We start from the raw sequence: 23,930 nt of genomic DNA on the forward strand, positions 1-23,930 counted from the left end.
ACCAAAAGCCGGCGTCACCCTGAAACCAGTTCAGGGTGACGACAGCGGGTTTATGCCGCGCTGCGCAGGTCGTCGGCGTCCAGCGCGCTGGTGATGGCCGCCAGGAACTGATCGGTCGCCCGCTCCCAGGAATAGAGACTGCCCAAAGCCGCCGCGTCGGTCCGTTCGACGGTCAGCGCGCCGTTGATCGCGCGGGCCAGGCTGGCGTCCACCGCTCCGGCAGGCCAGCCGACGCGGTGATCGACGCCGCGTCCGTCGCTGCCGAGGATGTCGATCGGGCCGGTCACCGGAAACGCGGCGACCGGAGTGCCGCACGCCAGCGCCTCGATGATGACGAGGCCGAAGGTATCGGTCAGGCTGGGAAACACGAAGCAATCGGCGGCGCGATAGGCGCTGGCCAGCTCCGCGCCGGACAGCGCGCCAAGGAACAGCACGTCCGGATAGCGGCGGCGCAGCGCCTCGATCGCCGGGCCATCGCCGACCACTACCTTGCTGCCCGGCAAGTCGAGGCTGAGGAATGCCTCAAGGTTCTTTTCGGGCGCCACCCGGCCCACGTTCAACAGGACAGGGCCGGGAAGGGCGGCCATCGCCGGATGGCGCGGCCCATCGGGGCGGAACTGTGCATGATCGATGCCCCGGCTCCACGCGCGGGTAGGGCCGATGCCGCGACCATCCAGTTCGCTCGCCAAGCTGCGGGTCGATACCATCACGGCCCGGCTCTGGGCGTGGAAACGTTGCAGGATCGGCCAGAAGTATTCCGCCGACAGGCCGGTCCGCACCGCCGCATACTCGGGGAAACGGGTGTGGAACGCGGACGTGAAGGGCACCGCGCGCGACAGGCACCAGCCGCGCGCGGCCCAGCCGATCGGGCCTTCGGTGGCGATATGGACGATGTCGGGCCGGGCCTGATCCAGCATCCGCCGCACCCCGAAGCGAGGGGCCATCGCCAGCCGGATCGAAGCGTACCCGGGCATCGGCACGGTGAGGAATCGATCAGGGGTGAGCGTTTCCACATGATGGCCGCGCCGGGTGAGATGATCGACCGTGGACGTCAGCGACCGGACCACTCCGTTGACTTGCGGCAACCAGGCGTCGGTTGCCAGAGCCAGTTTCATGCCGGTGCTCCGGCAGCAACGGCGGGTTCTGCCTGAGCGGTGTGACCGCCGGTTTCAGCTACCCAATCGATGATGGCGAGATGGCCGGTCAGGTCTTCGGCGAGGGCCGTGCAGCTTTCCACCCAGTCCCCATCGTTGTAATACGTAATGCCGCCGAACTCGCGGATTTCGGCGCAGTGGATGTGCCCGCACACCACACCGTCGAAGCCCCGGCTGATCGCCTCGTTGGCGACGGCTTCTTCATAGCTGCCGATGTACTGGACCGCGTTCTTCACCTTTTTCTTCATGTAGGCGGACAGCGACCAGTAAGGCAGATGGAAGCGGCGGCGTACCGCGTTGAACACGATGTTGGCGCGCAGCAGCATGCCGTATGCCTGGTCCCCCAGGAAGGCGAGCCACTTGTGATAGAGGACGACACCGTCGAACGCATCGCCGTGCGTCACCAAAAGGCGCCGTCCATCCAGCGTGGTGTGCACCGCCTCCAATGCCAGCTCGACCCCGCCGAAGCTGAGGCCCGCGTAATCGCGCAGCATCTCGTCATGATTGCCCGCGATGAAGATCACCCGGGTTCCGCGATGCGCCATTTTCAGGATGCGGCGGACCACTTCGTTGTGGGCATCGGGCCAGTACCAGCCCTTGCGCAGCCGCCAGCCGTCGACGATGTCGCCCACCAGATAGAGCGTCTCACACTCCACCGAGCGCAGGAAATCGACCAGCATCCCGGCGTTGCAGCCGCGCGTGCCAAGGTGGATGTCGGAAATCCAGATGGTGCGGTACTTGCGCTTGGGCCGGAAGCCCTTGGGGTCGGGAATGTCCAGCCAGGCCGGGATCTGGCCCCGGTCCCGGACGGCAAGAGCGGTTCCACGGGCGAGTAGGGTGTCCACTTGATCGCGCATAGTCGGCAATATCCCCGGCTGACTGCTTGATGCCGTGTATGCCGCGATGGCGTTGCGTCGCCATGACGGTTGGAGGTCAGTTTCGTGACAGATGATTGCCCGCCTTCGCGTTTCACCGCGCCGTCATCGATATGTCACTCGCCCGTCACACTCGGATGCAACAGCGGCCCTCATTCAGGGGCGTTATGCTGGATCATAGGGCAGACAACGGGGCAATGCGGCGGATCGACATTTTGCTGGCGAGCGAGCTTTCGAGCGGTACGTCCGGCGCTTACGCGCCGTTTCGGCATGACCAGTTCGACGTGGTCCTGCACCGCTGGACGGACTTTGCCGAACTGCCGCTGATCGAAGGCGCGCTGTGGATCTTCATCGACTGGGTGCTGCCCGAAATGTCCGGGCTGGAACTGTGCCGTCGGCTGCGCGCCGATGCGCTGACCGCGCATGCCCATGTGACGATGGTGCTTGAGGAAGACAATCAGGAGGATCGCAAGCGCGCGCTGCGCATGGGGGCGGACGATTACATGGTCGGCCCGCTGGGGCGCAATGCGCTGCTCGACCGGGTGCTGGGCGCCAATCTGGGCGAGCAGGACAGCGCGGGCATTCGCGTCGTCACGCAGGGCGAACTGATGGTGGACGTGGCCGCCTTCCAGGCGCGCTTCCGGGGCAAGCCGATCTCGCTGATGCCGAACGAACTGCGTCTGCTGCGTTATTTCATCGAACATCCCGGCCGCGTGTTCAGCCGCACCCAGCTGATCGCGGCGCTCGGCAAGCAGGAACCGGCGGTGGACGAACGGACGGTGGACGTGTGGATCGGTCGTCTGCGCCGTGCGCTGAAGGGCGTCGGCGCAGGCAACCCGCTGCGTACCGTCCGCTCGCTGGGATATGTGTTCGACACGCTCTGAAGGGCGGCGTTCGTTTTCCTACATTGAAAGAGCCTGCTACGATCGCGCGGGCTCTTTCAACCGTCGAACAGCACACCGGGGCCAGCCTTCATGAAGGCTGGCCGCCGCATGCACTTCATCAACTAAACCTCAGCCCAGCCAGCCCGCCGTTTGGGCCAGCAGCCACACGCCGATCGCCAGGAACAAAAGCGCCGCCACCGTCCGCACGACATTGAGCGGGACCTTTTTGATCAGCGCATTGCCCAGGAATACCGCCGGAACATTGGCGATCATCATGCCGATGGTGGTTCCGGCCATCACCGGGAGCACGCTCTGGAAGCGGGCGCCAAGCGCAATCGTCGCGATCTGCGTCTTGTCGCCCATCTCGACCAGGAAGAACGCGATTGCGGTAGCGAGGAACGGCCCGAAGCGACTGGGCCGGGCTTCTTCATCCTCGTCAAACTTGTCAGGGATCAGGGTCCAGGCGGCCATCAGGATGAAGCTGATGGCAACGAGATAGCGAAACCACAGACCGTCTAGGAAAGATGCCGCCTGCTCGCCCACCAGCGCCGCGAGGAAATGGTTAGCCAGAGTGGCAACAAAAATGCCGGCCACAATCGGCCAAGGCCGCTTGAACCGCGTGGCAAGAACGATCGCCAGCAACTGCGTCTTGTCGCCGATCTCGGCAAGGGCGACGACGGCGGTGGATGTGAGCAGGGCTTCCAAGGTCTGTACTCCGGGCCGGGCGCAAGGCTTAAACACAACGACGCACGCGGAACCCGCCCGGCCGAGCGGAACCACGATGCGTCATTGGTCTCGCCCGAACGGTTTCCCGTTCTCCTGCGCGCCATGGCCTCTCGACCAAGTATGTTGACGGCAGGTCCCGCGATGCGACCCTTTCGGGCGGGGCGCGGGCGGCTACTCCCCAGATGACCCGGCATCCCTAGGCGGAGCAGTACAATTTGAAAAGGCAAAAAAGAGGCCCGGCAACATCGCTGCGCCGGGCCTGTTCAAGGTGGGTCGGGAGTGCAGGGTCTCCCTTGGGACACCCTAGAAGTTCAATTGGGCCGAGAACGAAACGACGGTGCCGACGTCGTAGGTGTTGAATTCAACCACGTTGTCGCCGCTGCGCTGGTATTCGCGGTGGCGAGTGCCCAGCAGGTTGCGAGCCTCGAACTTCAGCTCGACTTCCTGGCCAAGGAACTCGGCGCCTTCACGTGCGACGAAGTCCAGCTGGAAACCGGGCCGCTCGATCACGTCGGGCTGGGCGACGGAACCGTTGAGACCACGGCTGACGACGCGCTCGCTGGCATAGCTGACCAGAATGGTCTGCTGCGACAGCCGCTCGGTATTTTCGAGGCCGAGCTGCAGGTTGACGAGGTGGTCGGACTGGCCGGTAAGCGGGGCGCCGTTGCGGAAGTAATCCGTGGCGACACCGGACGACGCGGCATAGACGGCTACTGTATCGCCCGACGCCACTTTCAGCTTCGATTTGCTGTACGTGTAGTTGGCAATGACCAGAGCGCGCGTGTTGTTCAACCAACCACCCATGCTGGACAGGTCGAAATACTTGGTCGCCTCGAATTCCGCGCCATAGAGCCGGGCTTCCGGTGCGTTGGCATAGCTGGTGACCAGGTTGTCCGACAGTACGGTGATGAAGGACTCGATCGGCTTGTCCAGCTTCTTGTAGAAGCCAGCGATGGAAACCCGTTGCTCGGGCGCGAAGTAGTATTCGATACGCGCTTCGGCGTTGTACAGCTGGCTGTCGGTCAGCAGCGGGTTGCCCAGGTACTGGCGGTTGCTGTCCGGGTCAAAGAACGGTTGATAGATCAGCTCGCGAAACTGCGGGCGCGCGATCGTCTTAGATGCGCTCAAGCGGGCCTGGAGATCGTTCTGGATCTGCCAGGTCAGCGTTGCGGAAGGCAACCAATACTGTTTGTTCAGCGGCGGCGTGGGCGTGTAGTTGGGCGGGGTGTTGAACACCTGAACCGCCGTCACTTCCTGCTTCGCCTTTTCGAAGCGGACACCGGCATCAAGGCTGATGTCGTCCGAGAACTGGACGTTCGCCTTGGCGTAGCCAGCCCAGTTGCGCAGTTTGCCACGGAACGCGGGGGTCGCTTCGTCCGGCTCGATCAGGTCCACTCCGCCAACGGTGGCGCCGTTTGCCGTGGTGCCGACAATCAGGCCGGGCGAGAGCAGCAGGTCGGGGCGGAGAACTGCCGCTTCGTTTGGGAACGTGCTCGACGCGCGGAACAGGAACTGGCGGCGTGAGCTGAGGCGGTTGGTATCGCTGAACGCACCGCCCACGGTCGCCACGATCGAAGGCGTCAGCGCATAGCTGACGTCAAGTCCGGCGGACCACAGGTCTTCCTTCAGGTCCGAGAACGTGACGCTGGCTTCGCCCGAGTTGCCGTTCAGGCGGTTGACGAAAAGATTGCCGTACGGGTCCGACGCGGCATTGCTGCGTACGTACTCGAAGGACGTTTCATAAGGCGCTTCACGCTGGGAATTGGCAAAGCCGCCGCGAACGTCGATCGACAGGCCCGGCGCCGGCTTGAACTCACCGGTGATCTGAGTGTCGATCAACTGGCGTTCGTACCAACCGGTGTCCTGCTGCATGAAGTCGGCGTTGGTCTGGTTGCGCTGGCCGATGCCCAAACGACCCTGTTTGATGGTGTCGCGGATGTAGAGATTGGTCCAACGGATCTTGTTGCGTCCGAACTCGAGGCCCAGACCGATCAGGCCGTTGGCGACGATGCGGTTCTCGGTCGTGACGCGATTGAAGTCGGTCTGCAGCTGGGACAGGTCCGATGCAAAGGATGTCTGCTGGGTTGCCTGGCGGTTGAGCCACTTGTTGCTGAAACCACCTGCGGCAATGATGCCCAGGTCCGCCCCGCCCAGATCAAAGGCGGTGCCGGCCGTGATCGAGGTGGAGAAGTTGACCGGAAGGTTGCGTACCTTCTGCAGTGTAGCCCGGCTGAAGCGGACCAGTTCCGATCCGATCGCACGCGAATCGACGGCGCCGGAATTCAATGACGCGCCGCTGTCGAAGAAGCTCTGGAGGGCGGGAGGAATGTCGCGGCTACCGTTGTCGAAGCCGGTCCAGTCAGTCTTTGAGCCGTAGTAGGAATAGCCGAATTCACCGGTCGTTTCGGAATCGACCTGGAAACCACCGCCGATCGTCAGGAAGGATTCGGTGGGTACGGCCTTGGTCGTCAGGTTGATCACGCCGCCCCCGAACTCGCCGGGGAAGTTGGCCGAGTAGCTCTTCTGGACGAGGGAGGATGCGATGACGCCGCTGGGGAAGATGTCCAGCGGAACGACACGCCGAAGCGGCTCAGGGCTGGGGAGGGGCGAGCCGTTGAGCAGCGCCAGCGAGTAGCGATCGCCTAGGCCGCGAACGTAGACATAGCCGGAGCCGACGACGCTAAGGCCGGTCACGCGGCCCAACGCGCCAGCGATGTTGCCTTCGCCGGTGCGGGCGATTTCCTCGGTCGTCAGGATGGAGACGACCTGATCCGATGAGCGCACGACGTTGCGGTTGCGCGAGCCGGTGACCACGATCTCCGCGCCGCCGCCGGGTACCGAGATATCGACCTCGTCCGCGACAGCTTCTTCGGGCACGCTCTGCGCCGAAGGGCTTTCCGCCCCGGTGTTTGCGGAAGACGGAGCAGGATCGACCTGCGCGAGCGCCAGAGTTGGCGAAACGAGTGCCGACGTGATCAACAGACCGCCGGCGAGCCGCGACGTCATAGACATCGGAATTCCCCTAGTTCCAAATGCGAGGACGGGGGCAGCCATGGCGACCGCCCCCGCGTATGAGTCAGACCTTGTCAGGCAAGGCTGGCCCGCTTCAGGTTGTCGGCAGCGTGGTGCAGTTGCCCGAGTTGCCGCTGCCGAAGTTGGCGGTGGCGGTGTTGCAGGTCCAACCGGCGAACCAGGTGTCGCTGGAGTTGCGTACGGCACCGACATAGGTGGTGGTGTCGAAGAAGGCGGAAACCGTCTTCGGGTCGATGGCTACCACGCCGCTTTCATTCGCACCGTTGACGAAGGTGTTCGTCAGGGTGGTCGTGAAGTCGTCGCGGTTGTTGCGGCTGCCAGCGGCGAAGGCAGTCTGTACCTGAGCGGCGGTGTAGCTGCCGGTGCCGATGTACTTGGTGGCCGCGCACTGCATCACGACCGACGAGGCGGTCAGGGTAGCCGGGGTCGCGCCCGAACCATTCATGCGGATGCACTCGTTGTCACCCGAAGAAACGACACCGTTGACGAGGGTCGTGTCCGAGTTGCCGCGGAAGAACATCGACGCCTGGTTGTTGCTGTCGTTGTTGGTGGCGCCGGCCGGCTTGATGAACGTGAAGTTGGCCACGTTCAGCTTAGTGCGTGGGGTATCGGTTTCATTGTTGTTGCTGTCAATTTCGAGGAACGAGTCCCCGAAGCCGGCGCGCTGGGCGATGATCGCGTACTGCACGTTCATCTGAGCGCCGGTATCGACGTCAAGGCTGTCATCGTCAGCGCCGACGGCGATGTAGTGCTTCATGTTGATGTTGCCGCCGAACCATTCCGAACCATCGTCCGAGCTGTTGACGCTCTGGAAGTGGTCGAGCGTGGTGCCGGTGCCGACGCCTTCGCCGGTAAGCGACTGCAGTTCGACGTTCGATCCCAGCACGAAGCCCGAATAGCGGATTTGGAAGTAGCGCATCGAACCAGCGTTATACGCGGTGTCCGAACCACCGAAGCGAGCCGGGTTGGGAGCGCCCTCGGTCTGGCGTTCGCAGGTTCCGCTGGCAACAGAACCGGTTGTGCAGTCGGTGACCGGGGCGCGACCCATCAGCACGACGCCGCCCCACTGGCCCTGCGAATTGTCGGTGTTGAGACCGAGGATGTTGTCGCGGCTGGTGAAGATGATCGGTGCAGTCGCGGTGCCAACGGCGTTGATCTTGTTGCCGCGGTTGACCGCGAGCCAGGACTGGCCGGTGCCGCCGAAGACGATCACGCCCGGCTCGATGGTGAGCGTGACGTTGGTGTCTGCCGTCAGCGAGGCCGTAGGGCAGCCAACCGTCGAGGTGGCATAAGGCGCTGCGGTGGTCGGAGCAGCGAAGCCGCCGTCGCAGCCGATGTCGACCCGGCCAGGCAGCTGATAGAGGACGCCAGCCAACTTGGGCAGCGTGGTAGACGTACGTACAACGCTAGGCAGGCTGCATACGCGCCACGTTCCGGTGGGGCCGGTGATCGTACCCGCGTCGGTCAGACCCTGGGGATCAGCGATCGTCGGGCAGCCGGTAGCCGGCGTAACCGTGCCAACTCCTGGGGTGGTCGGGGGCGTCGTCGGCGTCGGTGTGGGAGTGATGATCACGTCACCGCCGGTACCAGGCGATGCGATGTCGCTGGGACCACACCCAGCGAGAGCGATTGCGCTGCAGCCCACGAGCAGCAGACCAGAAATTTTCTTCACGATGGATCCCCCGTGTTCAGGTCGGAACGAGGCGGCGACTCCGGTCTCGTTGCTGGGGGGCGTCTAATCCTGCGGAATGACGGTTTGTTGGCGATACGATGACAGTAATCTACAGTAATACGACAGTGAAATGACGAACCGCTGCACAGCCCTCGCGAATCGCTCAAAAGCGGGCGACTCACATCTAAATTGCAGTTTTATGACAGTGCCGTCATTTTCTTGATGAACCAAATTTTCAGGCAGACGATGTGATGGTCAAAAACACTCGGGAGAGCCGTCATGTCCATCTCAACCCTCGCCGTAGCGCTCTTGCTTGGCCAGTCCGCTTTTTCGCTCGCGCCCGACAAGACCGCCCTCGACACGACCGATGTCGCCTACACGGAACTGTCGGCAGGCAAGGCTCAGGAAGCGGTTCGCAAATTGGAAGCTGGCGGTGCCATGCGGTCAGAAGATCCGGCGGCGCTAATCAACCTGGGCTCGGCTTATGCGCGGGCAGGCATGAAGGACAAGGCCGTTGCTGCTTATCAGTGGGCGATCGCGAGCCCTGACCGTTATGACCTGCAACTGGCGGACGGCAGCTGGGTCGATTCGCGGGTAGCGGCGCGGATGGCGATGAAGTCCATGACGGCGGCACGGACAATGGCGTCACGCTGACATAATCGTGCGCATCGCGAGGTCGGGGTCTTACTGACTCTGGCCTTGGCGATGCCATTTCATGCGGTAAGCACCGATCTTTCCGTTTGGAAGAAATTTACCAGATTCTTCTCTCGTAACGAATTAGGAAACTTTCGGCTGTTATAACCAGCCCACCATGACGGTTCGCAGCGCCATCGTCACACACCTGTCATCGAGGTGGCGCACTTGGCCGTCAGATGGAGGGCATGGTGATTCGATACGTAAAGTTTGACGGCCGCGTTCGCCGCGGTTTTGCCGGGGTTTTGAGTGCTCTTGCGGGCGTACTCGCCCCTCTTTCGGCTCACGCGCAAGCGGTGGCCACGGATCCCGCTGGTTCCGGCCCGATCGTGGCTGCATTGGGCTGGCTTCAAGGGACGCTGCTTGGCAATGTCGCCACCGCTGTTGCGGTCATGGCTGTTGCCGCGGTGGGCTTCATGATGCTTACGGGCCGGATGAACTGGCGCTTTGGCGCGACCGTCATCATCGGCGTCTTCATCCTGTTCGGCGCTGGGGCGATCGTCACCGGCATCCAATCGGCAGCGGTGGGCTGAACCATGAGCCTGGCTCGCTATCCGGTTCATCGCGCGCTGACCCGCCCGCAGATGTTCGCAGGCGTGACCTACAGCTTCTTCATCATCAATGCTGCGGTGACGACGGAGATCTTCCTCATCACCAAGAGCTTCTGGGCCTTACCCGCCGCACTGGCGATCCACGGCACCGGATACCTAGCCTGCCTGCGCGAACCTCGGGTTTTTGATCTGTGGATCGCTAAAGTCAGCAAATGCCCGCGCGTCGCCAACTGGCAACGCTGGGGCTGCAACAGCTACGCGCCTTAAGCGATCGGCGCGGGGGAAACAGAACCATGGCCAAGAGCTTGAAATCGCCGTTGAAAGGCCCGATGGCGAAGTTCGCCGGCAAGGAAGTGCTGGCCGGCGATCGCCTGCCCTACGCGGGCATGGTCGACGAGAACGTCGTGCGGCTCCGCGACGGATCGGTGATGCTTTCGCTCATGGTTCCCGGCTTCGCGTTTGAAACTGCGGACAGTGACGAGTTGAATGCGCACGTCGCCACTCGCGAAGTTTTGCTGCGCTCGTCGTTGGATGCACGGTTTGTACTTTATCACCATGTGATCCGCCGCCGGGTCGAAGTGGAGATGGAAGGGCGGTTCGACGATCCGCTGGCCGCGCATATCGATGCACGTTGGCGTTCGCGCACCTCGTCCGGCGCGCTGTTCGTCAACGATCAGTTCATCACGCTCGTCCGCCGGCCCGCTCGTGGCAAGGCGGGCTGGGCCGATAAGCTTTCCCGTATGATGAAATCCAAGGCGGAGACCGCCGAGGCTGACCCCGCCGACATTCGTGCATTGCGTGCGGCTGCGTCAGCCATGGTGGCTTCACTCGGGGCTTACGGCGCACGGGTATTGGGTGATTATGAAGGCGCTGCGGGTCTCTGCTCCGAAGTATTGGAACTGCTGAGCGCGCTCTACAATGGCGAGATGCGGCCAGTCCGCCGTCCGGCGGACGATACGGATATTGGCCATATGCTGCCGTACCGCCGGGCGAGCTTCGGCATGGATGCGCTGGAGTTGCGCGGTGCGACGGGTGGTGCATTCGGATCGATCGTATCGCTGAAGGACTATCCCGACTCTACCGCTCCGGGTCTGACTGACGCGCTGCTAAGACTGCCGTGCGAGTTGGTCCTGACGGAAACCTACGCCCCTGCCGATCGACAGATCGCGCGGGAACGCATCGATCTGTCGATCCGCCGCCTGCGCAGCGCGGACGAGGAAGCCGTGGCGGAACGCCGCGAAATGTCCGCCGCTCGCGATGCGCTGGGTACCGGCGCCGTTGGTTTTGGCGATCACCATCTTTCGGTGCTCGTTCGAGCAGGTACCTTGGATCAGCTTGATGAAGTGACGGCATCCTGCGCCGCTGCACTGGCGGATGCAGGTGCGGTCGCCGTACGCGAAGACGTCAACCTCGAGCCTGCTTTCTGGGGCCAGCTTCCTGGCAATGAAAGCTTCATCGTTCGCCGGGCCCTGATCTCCAGCGCCAACATGGCGTGCTTTGGCAGCCTGCATGGTTTCGCCATGGGTCAGGCCAGCGGCAACCACTGGGGTGATGCAGTTACGCTGCTCGCGACCACGAGCTCGACGCCATTCTTCTTCAACTTCCATCAGGGGGACTTGGGTAACTTCACCGTCATCGGTCCGTCGGGTTCCGGCAAGACGGTGGTCATGAACTTCCTTGCGGCGCAAGCGCAGAAGTTCGCTCCCCGCACTATCCTTTTCGACAAAGATCGCGGCGCTGAAGTTTTCCTGCGGGGCATTGGCGGCAATTACAGTCGTATCGCTGCAGGCCATCCCACCGGCTTCAATCCGATGGCGCTGCCAGATACGGCAGGAAATCGCGCGTTTCTGCGGGATTGGCTGGCCGTGTTGCTGGCTGCGAAAGGCCCTGAAGAGCTTTCGACTATCGCGAACGCGGTTGATGCGGCGTATCACAACGATCCTTCGCTGCGTCGTCTCTCACACTTCCGCGAACTGCTGGCAGGCGCGCGTCGGCCTGAGCCAGGCGATCTTGCCTCGCGTCTTGATGCGTGGTTGCAGGGTGGCGAGCATGGGTGGCTGTTCGACAATCAGCAGGACCGGCTTGACCTGAGCGAGCGCGTGCTGGGCTTCGATATGACGGCGCTGCTGGAAAGCCCACGGCTGCGCACGCCGGTCATGATGTATCTGTTCCATCGTATCGAAGAGCGCCTTGATGGCGAGCCGACGATGATCCTCATCGATGAAGGCTGGAAAGCGCTGGACGATGAAGTGTTCGCCGCGCGCATTCGCGACTGGCTCAAGACCCTTCGCAAGCGTAATGCGCTGGTTGGATTTGCCACGCAGTCGGCTCGCGACGCGTTGGACAGCAAGATCGCTACCGCGCTGGTCGAACAGACTGCGACCATGATTTTCATGCCCAATTCGCGTGCTCGCGCCGAAGACTATTGCGACGGATTTGGCCTGTCACATCACGAACTGGACGTGATCCGCACATTACCCGCGCATTCGCGCTGCTTCCTTATTCGCCAGTCCGATACCTCGGTTGTCGTCCGTTTGGACTTGGCGGGAATGCCGGAAGTGCTGACGCTGCTGTCGGGTCGTGAAAGCACGGTCCGCAAGCTGGATCAGCTTCGTGAGCGCTACGGCGATGCGCCGCAAGGCTGGTATCCGGCACTTACAGGCATGGATTGGCCGCGCGATCAGTGGGACGATACTGCCGATGACGAGTTTTGGGTAGAGGCGGCGGAGTAAGCTGATGAGCGCCGCCTGCCAACAGCTCACGGAAAGGGCCTCTGCCGGCGTCGCCCCGGCCTTGCGGGCCGTGGATTGCGTCGCAAACGAAATGGCCGCGTCCGCGTTTGGTCGGCTGTTCGGGGCTGGCGGAGCGATGGGGCCGGTACTCACCATCCTGCTGACGCTATATATCGCCTTCTTTGCATTCTCGCTGCTGACCGGCCGTTCCAGCCTCGGCATCTCGGCGCTGACGCCGCGCATGTTGCGCATGGGTGTGGTGCTTACATTTGCCACCAGCTGGATTGCTTATCAGGGGGTCGTCTGGAACCTTGCCGTCGGCGGTCCGGACTGGATCGCCGGCGTTCTGATGGGCGCGAAAGGATCAGCCACACAGCTGTTCGGTGACCGGATCGACATCGTGTTCTCGGCTATCAACGACATCTCCGAAGCGACCAAGCAAGCTGGTGGCGGAGGAGCATCCGAAGGCGGGGCCGAAGCCGCAGGCGCTGCGCTCGCAGCCAAGGGCGCGGGCGGTATGTTCACCCCTGAGAGCGTGATGTGGATGGGTGCGCTGTTGCTTCTGCTTGGCACTGTCGGCGTACTGCTGACCGCCCGGATCGCGCTCGCAGTGCTGCTTGCGCTCGGTCCGATATTCGTCGTGATGGCGCTTTTCGGCGGTACGCGCGGGTTGACTGCTGGATGGCTGCGCGGTGTTGCTTTGACGGCGATCACACCCCTGTTCGTCGTGCTGGGTGGTGGGATCACGCTAGAGTTGCTGGTTCCGATCATCGCTGGCCTTGTTCAGGGCGCCAATGCAGGGGCGATCGATGGGCGAGGGGCGATGGCCTTCTTCCTGGTCGCGTCGGTTCATGTCGCTCTCATGGTCATGGTCGTCAAAGTCGCGGGCACGATGGTAGCTGGCTGGCAGGTATTCGGTCTTGCAGGTGGGAATGGACAAGATCGCGAACGCCCATCTTCCGCGCAACAGGGCGCTTCGGTAGCCTCCCCCGCTGCGTCTGCGGCAGCAGCAAACTATCAAGGTCGGGCGTCCGTGATATCCGCCGCTGGCGCTATCGCAATGACCGATGCGACATCGTCAGAGTCCGGAATGGCTCGCACCAGCGAACGGCGGACTGTTGTTACCCAGATCAGCGGTGGCGGGATCGAACCCCTGCGGCGTGGAGAAAGCGTTCCCCGCGCCCGAGGTATCGGTAGCCGTTTCCGCGCCTCGAACGACTCCGGCAGATTGCCGGCCAAGGAGAAGATACGATGATACGCGCGACGTTGCGTAATCGCATGATCGCCACAGCGGCCGTCATGATGGCCTTGTCCCATGCCGCGCACGCTGACGAGCGCCTTCTGAACCATGCGTTCAGCGATAACGAGGTCGTCCGCATCGATGGCAAGGCCGGTGTTCAGGCGACCATCGCCTTTGGCAACGGTGAAGCGATTGAGAACGTGGCAGTCGGGGATTCGCAGGCCTGGCAGATTACCCCCAACAAGCGTGCGGACCTGCTTTTCGTCAAGCCGTTGGAAAGCACCGCACGCACGAACATGACGGTGGTGACCAACCGCCACACGTATTTCTTCGATCTCGTTGCCTCGGCGAAAGCGCGGCCCCTGTATATGCTTCGCTTCACCTACAAGGATGAACCGAAAGGCGATCAGCTGGCAAACCCCACCCTTGCCAGCCTCGATCCCGCCGAACAGGCGCTGGCTGCAGGTGACCCTTCGGCATTGCCAGGCGACCCTGCCGCATTGAATTTCAGCTGGAAGAAGGCCGGCGTGGACAAGCTGCTGCCGACACGCGTCTACGACGATGGGCTCTCCACTTACTTGCTCTGGCCTGACCGCACGCCCGTCCCAGCTATCCTGATAACAAACGAGAAGGGCGACGAGGGACCGGTGAACTACGCCGTGCGTGGCACGACGATCGTGCTGGAGGGCGTTCCCGATACGATTGTCCTTCGCTCCGGCAAGGCAAAGGCGGAACTCGTCAATTCCTATCCATTGGCGTCGCGCCCGGCTCCAGCACCGCTGCAGGCACAGACAGCAATTGCGGCGGCCCGTCAGGGGCAGCATACCCCTCAAGCTGTCCGCCCGACCGTCGCGTCAAACAACCCGGTGACCGTGCCTGCTGGCACGATCGTTTTGCCGAATTCCCAAGGGAACTGAGCCATGGCGCCAAACTCTACGCTGCGTGAACGCTTTGCGCCCGAAGCCGCGACTGACCCGCGCGACAACGCAGGCGCGCAGGTTATCGACCTTGCCACCCGCAATGTCCTTCCGCAGGTTTCTCAACGAAAGAAGGGGGACGGTCTCGGTCTTGCTGCCGGCGTATTAATCGTTGCGGCTCTGGGCGGCCTGACCTTGTGGTCGATGGACTCGGCCCGGACTGGCCCTATCAATGAGAAACCGCAGAGCGCTCCGCAGCCTGCGATGTCTCCTCCAGCGTCGGCAATGCCGGAGCCCATGACACCGGCACCTGCGCCTATGCCTGAGCAACTCCCCGCTCCGGCGCCATCACCAGTTCTGGCGGCACCGCCTGCAGCTAATCCAGAAGCGGCGAACCAGGCCAACCGCTACGCCAGCCCAACGGTCGTGTTTGATGCCGGAAGCGGTGTGGCCGTACCGTTGACTGGTCCCGCCGGTGAGGCTGCTAAGGGTGGTAACCCGAATGATGATTTCGCTGCCCGTATTGGCGGCACCGGATCGACCGCGTCGGCTGCCCGCTCGTTCGACCCGGCCACCACCGTGACGCAGGGAACCTTGATCCCGGCCGTACTGGAGACTGCCATAGACACTGATGTTCCCGGCTATGTTCGGGCAATCGTGTCGGCGGATGTGCGCAGCTTTGATGGCAAGCGCGTTCTGGTCCCGCGGTCTTCACGTTTGATCGGTCAGTACAAAAGCGGGCTGACTTCGGGGCAGAAGCGCGCTTACGTGATCTGGTCGCGCCTCATCCGGCCTGACGGCGTATCAGTCAACCTTGGTTCTCCGGCCATCGCCTTTGGCGGCGAAACCGGGCTTCCCGGCAAAGTGAACAGCCACTTTTTCGAACGCTTTGGTTCGGCGATGTTGCTTTCCGTGGTCGGCGGGCTGACCACTCTGGGATCTGGGGGCGCCAATGTGGTGGTGGGCGGCGGCAGTTCCGCCGCATCGGCTGCCGTGCAGAACGGTTCCCAAATCGGACCGACCATTCGGGTGAGGCAGGGGCAGCCGATACGGGTGTTCACGGCCAAGGACCTTGATTTCAGTCAGGTTCAGTGACGAAGAATGGCCGACGTCCTCCCACTTCAACCGACAGCCCTGCCTGACGTTGGCCCGACGTTGACTTCGGGGCGCAGCGTCTATCTCGACGCTTATCTAGCGCCCTTGCGTCCTTGGCTGGACCGGGAAACGGTGACCGAAATTCTGGTCAATCGACCTGGAGAGATCTGGGTCGAAGACGCGGCGCTCACGGGGATGCAGCGGGTAGAATTACCGCAGATGGACAACCGTTTGCTGCAGCGTCTCGCAGAGCAGGTCGCACGCATAAGCCATCAGGGTATCAACCGCGAACACCCGCTGCTCTCGGCTACCCTACCAGCACATGGTGGACAGAGCGGAGCCCGTATCCAGCTTGTAGGGCCACCGGCCACCCGCTCCGACTGGGCACTGGCGATCCGTCGACACCGTTTGCTCGACTTGCCATTGGACGCCTATGACCGCGGCCCGATCGTTGCCGCCCCCGACCTCCCGATGCCCGACCCTATGGCCGAGCCGATCGCTTTTCTTCGAGAAGCGATCCATCGTCGCAAAACCATCCTGATTTCAGGCGGAACCTCTACGGGCAAGACCACCTTTTTGAACGCGATGCTCTCGGTGATCCCGGATCATGAGCGGGTTGTCTTGGTGGAAGATACCGCAGAACTGCGCCTTCCTGGTGCCAACGGGGTGGGTCTGATCGCGGTGAAAGGGGAACTGGGCGAGGCCAAAGTCTCAGCCAATGACCTTTTGCAGGCTGCGCTCCGGTTGCGTCCTGATCGTATCGTGTTGGGCGAACTTCGCGGGACAGAAACGGTCAGCTTCCTCCGTGCCATCAATACCGGACACCCGGGGTCGTTCTCCACCGTCCACGCGAACTCGCCGCGAGGGGCGTTGGAGCAGATCGCGCTTATGTCGATGCAGACAGGTATCGGGCTGACAAGGGCCGAGACCTTGGAATATGCCGCGTCGGTAATCGACATCGTGGTGCAGCTGGATCGGAGCGGCGGAAAACGCGGGATCTCTGCGATCGCGGAAAGTCGGACCCTAGTCTGATCCTTCAGGCTCTAGCGTTCAGTTCTCGATCAGGATCCCATCGGATGTTTCCACACGCCAGGCCATGCCCAGCCAGTCGGCGAGGCTTTTGAGATCCTTGCCGTTGCTTGGGCCGTAAAGCGGTTTTGCTTGGTCTTGCAGGACGAGGGCAAGGACGTTGCCCCTGACCTCCAGTTTCGACGCCTCCATACCTCGTACCGATCCACCTGTCAGGCGCCGGCACAAGCGGACCGCCAGTCCCCAGCCGATCGCGCGATCCAGATCGCATTTTTCTGTCAATCGAGCAAAGCTGGGCGGCGTTTCGGTCAATCCGGAGTTGGCGAAGACGGTCATCGCCATCATGCCACGTCCGCACATGTCCAACCCGATCCAACGTTTGCGTAAGGCCCATGTCAGTGCCTCTTCGGTGCGCATGTTGGGCTCTGTACGCATGGCGGCCAGCGCCAACAGGCTGCCTGCTTTGCGTAGATCACCGTCCGACTGCGAATCGTTGCAGACCGGCGCAGTCCAATTGGCGACGCGGACGGCATCGTCAGCACTGACGCGTGCGCTTTGCGCGAAAGCAGTCACGCTGGCCAGCATGGGGCTTTCGCGTTGCACCTCTGGTGGCAATTGCATGTGCAGCAGGCCTTCGCGCAGGCCCCAGGACGAGAAGATCAGGCGGGAGGGGTGCAGGTTGCCGACGAGTTGCGCCATCAGCGCGGCGGCATCGGGCAGGGTGGCAAGCCGCGAACTGGATATGCGCGGGTCGGGGTTGTCCAGCTTGCCTTTGGAGAAGATGCGGGCCAGTCGCATGGCTTCGGAGGCGGACAGTTCGAAGCCGTGGGGATCGTCAACAGGCCATTCCAGAACCCGCATCGCCTGAAGGGCGAGGGCGCGCCAGGAGCCGCCGACGATGTAGAGCGGTAGGCCGCGACCTTTGTCCCAGCCGCGTGATTTCAGGCCGGAGCGGACGGTGTCGGTGAACTTTTGTTGACCAAGTACACGCAGCTCGGGCAGTCGCAGGGTGCCAAACGGTAACGTAATACCTCCGGGGCGGAGCCCGTCAGGCGCGGCGGCGTCTATTTCCACCAGTTCGAGACTGCCGCCGCCAAGATCCGCCGCAATGCCGCGTGCATTCGGGAAGGCAGCGATGACGCCGGTAGCGCTGGCACGGGCTTCCTCTTCGCCGGAGAGGAGCCGTGGCGACAGGCCGAAACCGCGCACCGCTTCGAGGAACGCCGGTCCGTTGGAGGCATCGCGCGCGGCGGCGGTTGCCACGCACTCGACGTTCGTGACATCCAGCAGCCGGAGAAGCGCCGCATACCGCTCCAACGCGGACAACGCGGAGCGCATCGCCTTGTCGCTGATCGCGCCCGTCCGCCCCAGATCCTTGCCGAGCCGGGCGTTGACCTTTTCATTGAGCACCACAACGGGCGCACGCGGCGGCCCGTTGTAGACGACAAGGCGCACCGTGTTAGAGCCAATGTCGATGATGGCGCGCTTTTCGCTGGACTGGCTGATGCCGATCATTCTGGTCAATATCTACCGCAAGCGCCGATGGTTCCGGCGGGCCAGTCAGCCCGCCACGGGTCGTGTCGTCAAACCGGATGGCCCGAGTTGGCACCGCCCATGTCAGATAGTACCCCGCCTTAGCGAGAGCTTCGGCACTTTTCGTCCACTGTCGAGTGACGCGCCGCGTCCGGAAAGCGACGGATTGGTCATGAAGTAGCGGTGCAGGTTGAACGGATTGTCCACTTCGCCCACGCGCGCATAACTGCCATCCGGCGCGCAGACCCAGCTTTGTTCGGTATCGATCAGGTTCGCCAGCATCACCTGGTCCAGCACCTGATCGTGCACCGTCTTGTTACGGATCGGCAGCAGCACTTCGACCCGGCGATCGAGGTTGCGGCTCATCCCGTCCGCCGAAGTGATGTACAGCTTCGCGCGCCGGTTGGGCAGGTGAGCACCGTTGGCAAACGCCCAGATCCGCGCGTGTTCCAGGAAGCGGCCGATGATCGACTTGACCGTGATATTTTCCGAAAGGCCCGGAATCCCGGGACGCAGGCAGCAAATGCCCCGGATCACCAGATCGATGTCCACGCCCGCGCGGCTGGCGGCATAGAGCTTGTCGATCAGCGCCGGGTCGGTCAGCGAATTGAGCTTGGCCCAGATCGCTGCGGGCTTGCCCGCTTCGGCATGGGCGATCTCCGCATCGATGCACTCGTCCAGTGTCGAGCGCAGCGAAATCGGCGATATTGAGAGCATTTCCGTGCTCTTGGGTTCGACATAGCCGGTGATGAAGTTGAACAGTCGACCCACATCGCGCCCCGCCGCCGGGTCCGCCGTGAAGTACGAAACGTCGGTGTAGATGCGCGCGGTGAGGGGGTGGTAGTTGCCGGTGCCGAAATGGCAGTAGGTGCGATAGGCCTCGCCCTCCCGGCGCACGACCATCGAGACTTTCGCGTGGGTCTTCCAGTCCACGAAGCCGTAGATCACCTGAACGCCCGCGCGTTCCAGCTGGCTCGCCCAGAGCAGGTTCTGCTCCTCGTCGAACCGTGCTTTCAGTTCTACGACGGCGGTGACCGACTTGCCCTGCTCGGCTGCGTAGATGAGCGCCGAAATGATCGCCGATTGCTTGCCCGCGCGGTACAGCGTCTGCTTGATGGCGATCACATCGGGATCGCGCGCGGCCTGTTTCAGAAAATCGATCACCACCTCGAAACTCTCGTAGGGGTGCTGAACGACGATGTCCTTTTCCCGGATGGCGGCGAAAATCTCGCCGTCATGCTCCAGGATACGCTCGGGATAGCGGGGGGAGTACGGCTCGAACTTCAGCTCCGGGCGATCCTCGTCACAAATCGCGGAAAGTCCGGCAAAACCGATCATGCCATCGGTCTTCATGATCAGCGCCTTGTCGAGGCCCAGTTGCGTGCGCAGCAGCTCTTCGGCCGCCGGATCGAACTTGCCTTGCAACTGTAGCACGATGACGAGACCGCGCCGCCGCCGCTGGATGGCGGTGCGGTAATAGCGCACCAGATCCTCGGCATCTTCCTCGATCTCGATATCGCTGTCGCGCAGGATGCGAAAAACGCCCTGACCGTTCAGCCTGAACCCTGGAAAAAGTTCATCGGTATTGCGGCAGATCAGGTCTTCGATCGAAATCCAGGAAGCCTCTTCGCCCGGTATGCGCACGAAGCGCGGCAAGGGCGACGGGATCAGCACCATCTCCATCACCGGCGCGTCGTCGGCCATCCGGGTAAGGGAAAACATGACGCCGATGCCCTGATTGGCGACGAAGGGGAACGGGTGGGCCGGGTCGATCGCCTGCGGAGTGATGACGGGCATGACGTGGCCGATGAAGTATTCCCGCAGCCACCGCTCGCGCTCGCGATCGAGCTTTTCATCGCCGACTACGGTGATGCCTGCTTCTGCAAGCTGTTCTTTCAGCGTGCCCCATACCTGCTGCTGAATGTCTTCCAGCGCGATCACTTTTTCATGGGTCACGGCGATGGCTTGCGACGGCGTCAGCCCGTCGATCGACAGTTCCTCGATCTGGCGGCGGACCTGTCCGGCCAGCCCGGCCACGCGGACCATCAGGAATTCATCGATATTGCTGCCGGAAATGGACAGGAAACGCACGCGCTCGAGCAGCGGATAATTGGGGTTGCAGGCTTCGGCCAGGACCCGTTCATTGAAAGCGAGCCAGCTTAGTTCGCGATTGAAATAGCGAGCGGGCAGAGTGCCCAGATCCACAGTGTCGGCCTTGTCGGCAGCTGTGTCGATGTCGTCGCGAGTGTCCAGCATGTCTTTCATTTTCACAGCAAGGCTCTTGCATGCCATGATGACGCATTTGCGACAACCGGCAGTATCGGACGAAATGTTTCCCGCCGCCCGGTCCGACTGACGCCGCTCAACGTCGTTGCAGTGCAGCATTAAAGCGCGCACAGTCGCGGCGATGATCAAGGCAGCCCTGCACCACCTCACCCGCTACCGCTATTCGCGCCGCGTCCGCCTTGGCCCTCAGGTGATCCGCCTGCGCCCGGCACCCCACAGCCGGACCCACGTTCCGAACTATTCGTTGAAGATCAGCCCGCCGGAGCATTTCCTGAACTGGCAGCAGGATCCGCATGGCAACTGGCTGGCGCGGGTGGTGTTTCCCGATCCGGTCGACCACTTTTCGATCGAGGTGGACCTGCTGGCGGAACTGGCGGTGATCAACCCGTTCGACTTCTTCGTGGAGCCGGATGCCGAGGATTATCCGTTCTCCTACGATACCACGCTGAAAGCGGACCTCTCGCCGTACTTCGAAGTCGAGGAGCAGGGGCCGTTGTTCGAGGCATTGGTGGCCGAGCATGCCGGGTATCGCGGCCGCACGGTGGACTTCCTCGTCGATATCAACAGCCGTCTGCAACAGCGTATCGGCTATGTCATCCGCATGGAATCGGGCGTCATGACGCCGGAAGAGACGCTGGGCGTCGGCATCGGATCGTGCCGCGATTCCGCCTGGCTGCTGGTGCAATTGTTGCGGCGGCTAGGGTTCGCGGCGCGGTTCGTGTCCGGTTACTCGATCCAGCTGGTGGCCGATGTCCTGCCCAAGCAAGGGCCGGTGGGCGTGCTTCAGGACGTGACCGATCTTCATGCCTGGGCCGAGGCATATGTGCCGGGGGCAGGGTGGATCGCGCTGGACGCGACGTCCGGCATGTTCGCCGGGGAGGGCCACATCCCTCTGTGCGCGACGCCGCACTATCGCTCTGCGACGCCGATCGAAGGCATGGCGGAACCGGCCGAAGTCAACTTTGACTTCGAGATGAGCGTCAGCCGCATTGCCGAGGCGGTGCGCATCACCAAGCCCTTCACCGACGAGCGGTGGCAGAACCTACTGGCGCTGGGCGACCGGGTGGACGCGGACCTCGTGGCCGACGAGGTGAACCTGACGATGGGCGGCGAGCCGACGTTCGTCGCCGCCAGCGATTTCGAGGCGGACGAATGGAACAGCGCGGCTGTCGGGCCGACCAAGGCCGCGTATGCCGATCGCCTGATCCGTCTGCTGCGCGCGAAGTTCGCGCCGGGGTCGCTGCTCCATCATGGGCAGGGCAAATGGTACCCCGGAGAGACGCTGCCGCGCTGGGGCTATTCGATCTACTGGCGAAAGGATGGCGTGCCGATCTGGCGGGATGAAAGCCTCGTCGCCGGTGAGAAGCCGCTTGCGAAGGGCGGTGATCCCGATCCGATGCCGAAGATAGACGTCAGCGCGGCGGGTGAACTGCTGGCGGCGGCGGCGGTGACGCTGGGTATCGACAGCGATTTCGTCCAGCCCGTGTTCGAGGATCGCGAAGTCTGGGCCGGGCGTGAGGAAGAGCTGCCGGTGAACGTCACCCCGCTCGACCCGCATGTCGCGGACGAGGAACTGGCGCGGCGCTTCAAGCGGACCTACCGGCGCGGTCTGGATAAGGCGCTGGGCTTCGTGCTGCCGGTGCAGCGCTGGAATACCAGGGACCAGCCCGTGCCGCGCTGGCGCAGCGAGGTCTGGCGTGTGCGCAAGGGGATGCTGACCGCCGTGCCCGGCGACAGCGCGATCGGCTATCGCCTGCCACTGGGCGCCTTGCCGCATGTGCCGTCTTCGGAATTCCCCTACATCCACCCGCGTGACACCGCCGAGCCGCGTGAGCCGCTGGCCGACTTTCGCACCCAGGCGCGCCAGGCCGCGCCGGAACAGCGCGTCCAGGCGGTGGCCGAACCCCACAGCGCGGCCGAGCCGATCGTCGAGCAGAGGATCATCGACGGCGCCGTGCGCACCGCCGTGACCGTGGAGCCGCGCGGCGATTACCTCGCCGTCTTCATTCCGCCGACCGAAGCGCTGGAGGATTATCTCGAACTGGTCGCCGCGGTGGAAACGGTGGCGGAGGACCTGAAGCTCCCGGTCCGCATCGAAGGCTACGCTCCACCGCCCGACCCGCGCCTGATGGTCCTGAAAGTGACGCCCGACCCTGGCGTCATCGAGGTCAACATCCACCCCAGCGCATCGTGGCGCGAGACGGTGGAGATCACCGAAACGCTGTACGACTGCGCGCGCGAGATCGGGCTGACGGCGGACAAGTTCATGGTCGACGGCCGGTCCATCGGCACCGGCGGGGGCAATCACATCGTCCTGGGCGGGCCGACGCTGCTGGATAGTCCCTTCATCCGCCGTCCTGACCTGCTCAAGAGCTTTGTCACGTACTGGCAGCGCCACCCGTCGCTCAGCTATCTGTTCTCCGGGCTGTTCATCGGCCCGACGAGCCAGGCGCCGCGCATCGACGAGGCTCGGCACGACGCGCTTTACGAACTGGAGATCGCGCTGGCGCAGGTCCCCGGCCCGGATGCCGAGCAGCCCGCGCCGTGGGTGGTCGATCGCCTGTTCCGCAACCTGCTGACCGATGTGACGGGCAATACCCACCGCACAGAGATTTGCATCGACAAGCTGTTCAGCCCGGATGGCCCGACCGGGCGCCTTGGCCTTGTCGAGTTTCGCGCCTTCGAAATGCCGCCCGAGCCGCGCATGTCCTGCGCTCAACAACTGCTTCTTCGGGCGCTGACGGCGTGGTTCTGGCGCGAACCCGTGGAGGGGCCGCTGGTGCGCTGGGGAACGCAATTGCACGACCGCTTCATGCTGGGCCACTTTGTCTGGACTGATTTCCTGGACGTTCTCGATGACTTGCGGCGAGCCGGGTACGATTTCGATCCGGCATGGTTCGAGGCGCAGCGCATGTTCCGGTTCCCGGTGCATGGCGACGTCGAGGGCGGAGGCGTGACGCTGGAAGTAAGCCATGCGCTGGAACCGTGGAACGTGCTGGGCGAAACCGGCGCGATCGGAGGCACGGTGCGCTACGTCGATAGCTCGACCGAACGCCTGCAGGTAAAGGCGACAGGTCTGGTCGAAGGACGACACGTCATCACCTGCAACGGCCGCCGGGTGCCGCTCACCCGAACGGCTGACGGTGAAGGCGTGGGCGGTGTGCGGTACAAGGCGTGGGAACCCGCCGAATGCCTCCACCCCATGCTGCCATCGCACCCGCCGCTGACGTTCGACATCTTCGACTTGTGGAACGGGCGGTCGCTGGGCGGGTGCGTCTACCACGTCGCCCATCCGGGTGGACGCAATTACGATACGGTCCCGATCAATGATTATGAAGCCGAAGCCCGCCGCAAGGCCCGCTTTCAGGAGCATGGACATTCGCCTGGGCCATTGGCCCGGCCGCCAGAGGAACTCGCTGGCGAGTTTCCCTACACTCTCGACCTCAGGCGGCCACCCCGGCTAGGGTAGCGCGTGATTGAGATCCGTAGCCATGGTGAAAACCGACTAAT

At 63.1% G+C, this 23,930-nt stretch carries 17 protein-coding genes; 10 read left to right on the forward strand and 7 right to left on the reverse strand.

Going from position 1 to position 23,930, the window contains the following annotated elements; translation table 11 throughout:
• Positions 1-50 precede the first annotated feature (50 nt).
• Positions 51-1,115: a glycosyltransferase family 4 protein gene (locus ACZ1JM_RS16590; RefSeq protein ID WP_465133452.1), complete on the reverse strand. Its 1,065-nt coding sequence runs from the start codon at positions 1,113-1,115 to the stop codon at positions 51-53.
• Positions 1,112-2,011, reverse strand: a complete 900-nt coding sequence (locus tag ACZ1JM_RS16595) for a UDP-2,3-diacylglucosamine diphosphatase (protein ID WP_465133453.1) — start codon at positions 2,009-2,011, stop codon at positions 1,112-1,114. Before ACZ1JM_RS16595 ends, ACZ1JM_RS16590 begins: the two co-directional genes overlap by 4 nt.
• Positions 2,012-2,226: 215 nt before the next feature.
• Here ACZ1JM_RS16595 and ACZ1JM_RS16600 point away from each other — a divergent pair, with 215 nt between their 5' ends.
• Entirely contained in the window at positions 2,227-2,913 is a 687-nt protein-coding gene (locus ACZ1JM_RS16600) for a response regulator transcription factor (RefSeq protein ID WP_465135115.1), read from the forward strand.
• Positions 2,914-3,042: 129 nt separating this feature from the next.
• On the opposite strand, the gene ACZ1JM_RS16605 is transcribed toward ACZ1JM_RS16600, so the two are convergent.
• The 3 genes from ACZ1JM_RS16605 to ACZ1JM_RS16615 form a co-directional block, all read right to left on the reverse strand.
• Entirely contained in the window at positions 3,043-3,618 is a 576-nt protein-coding gene (locus ACZ1JM_RS16605; RefSeq protein WP_465133454.1) for a TMEM165/GDT1 family protein, read from the reverse strand.
• Positions 3,619-3,942: 324 nt separating this feature from the next.
• Entirely contained in the window at positions 3,943-6,651 is a 2,709-nt protein-coding gene (locus ACZ1JM_RS16610) for a TonB-dependent receptor domain-containing protein (protein WP_465133455.1), read from the reverse strand.
• Between the two features lie 94 nt (positions 6,652-6,745).
• Positions 6,746-8,344 (reverse strand): hypothetical protein, encoded by a 1,599-nt coding sequence (locus tag ACZ1JM_RS16615; RefSeq protein WP_465133456.1) that lies wholly within the window; start codon positions 8,342-8,344, stop codon positions 6,746-6,748.
• A gap of 279 nt (positions 8,345-8,623) precedes the next feature.
• On the opposite strand from ACZ1JM_RS16615, the gene ACZ1JM_RS16620 reads away from it, so the two are divergent.
• The 8 genes from ACZ1JM_RS16620 (at position 8,624) to virB11 (ending at position 16,604) form a co-directional block, all read left to right on the forward strand.
• Positions 8,624-8,998 (forward strand): hypothetical protein, encoded by a 375-nt coding sequence (locus ACZ1JM_RS16620; protein ID WP_465133457.1) that lies wholly within the window; start codon positions 8,624-8,626, stop codon positions 8,996-8,998.
• Positions 8,999-9,225: 227 nt separating this feature from the next.
• Entirely contained in the window at positions 9,226-9,570 is a 345-nt protein-coding gene (locus tag ACZ1JM_RS16625) for a TrbC/VirB2 family type IV secretion system protein (protein WP_465133458.1), read from the forward strand.
• A gap of 3 nt (positions 9,571-9,573) precedes the next feature.
• Positions 9,574-9,855: a VirB3 family type IV secretion system protein gene (locus ACZ1JM_RS16630; RefSeq protein WP_465133459.1), complete on the forward strand. Its 282-nt coding sequence runs from the start codon at positions 9,574-9,576 to the stop codon at positions 9,853-9,855.
• Positions 9,856-9,881: 26 nt separating this feature from the next.
• Positions 9,882-12,320 (forward strand): VirB4 family type IV secretion/conjugal transfer ATPase, encoded by a 2,439-nt coding sequence (locus ACZ1JM_RS16635; protein WP_465133460.1) that lies wholly within the window; start codon positions 9,882-9,884, stop codon positions 12,318-12,320.
• Positions 12,321-12,324: 4 nt separating this feature from the next.
• Positions 12,325-13,575 (forward strand): TrbL/VirB6 family protein, encoded by a 1,251-nt coding sequence (locus tag ACZ1JM_RS16640; protein WP_465133461.1) that lies wholly within the window; start codon positions 12,325-12,327, stop codon positions 13,573-13,575.
• Positions 13,572-14,477: a TrbG/VirB9 family P-type conjugative transfer protein gene (locus ACZ1JM_RS16645; protein ID WP_465133462.1), complete on the forward strand. Its 906-nt coding sequence runs from the start codon at positions 13,572-13,574 to the stop codon at positions 14,475-14,477. The genes ACZ1JM_RS16640 and ACZ1JM_RS16645 overlap by 4 nt, the downstream gene beginning before the upstream one ends.
• A gap of 3 nt (positions 14,478-14,480) precedes the next feature.
• The gene (locus ACZ1JM_RS16650; RefSeq protein WP_465133463.1) at positions 14,481-15,572 is read left to right on the forward strand and encodes a TrbI/VirB10 family protein; all 1,092 of its coding nucleotides are present in this window, start codon (positions 14,481-14,483) and stop codon (positions 15,570-15,572) included.
• Between the two features lie 6 nt (positions 15,573-15,578).
• The gene (virB11, locus tag ACZ1JM_RS16655; RefSeq protein ID WP_465133464.1) at positions 15,579-16,604 is read left to right on the forward strand and encodes a P-type DNA transfer ATPase VirB11; all 1,026 of its coding nucleotides are present in this window, start codon (positions 15,579-15,581) and stop codon (positions 16,602-16,604) included.
• An 18-nt stretch (positions 16,605-16,622) separates the two neighbouring features.
• Here the strand turns inward: virB11 and ACZ1JM_RS16660 are convergent, their stop codons facing one another.
• Positions 16,623-18,116 (reverse strand): Ppx/GppA phosphatase family protein, encoded by a 1,494-nt coding sequence (locus ACZ1JM_RS16660; RefSeq protein WP_465133465.1) that lies wholly within the window; start codon positions 18,114-18,116, stop codon positions 16,623-16,625.
• Positions 18,117-18,218: 102 nt separating this feature from the next.
• The gene (locus ACZ1JM_RS16665) at positions 18,219-20,390 is read right to left on the reverse strand and encodes an RNA degradosome polyphosphate kinase (protein ID WP_465135116.1); all 2,172 of its coding nucleotides are present in this window, start codon (positions 20,388-20,390) and stop codon (positions 18,219-18,221) included.
• A gap of 151 nt (positions 20,391-20,541) precedes the next feature.
• Here ACZ1JM_RS16665 and ACZ1JM_RS16670 point away from each other — a divergent pair, with 151 nt between their 5' ends.
• Positions 20,542-23,889, forward strand: a complete 3,348-nt coding sequence (locus ACZ1JM_RS16670; RefSeq protein ID WP_465133466.1) for a transglutaminase family protein — start codon at positions 20,542-20,544, stop codon at positions 23,887-23,889.
• Positions 23,890-23,930: the final 41 nt, after the last annotated feature.

This window comes from Novosphingobium sp. BL-S-24, from assembly GCF_055521575.1.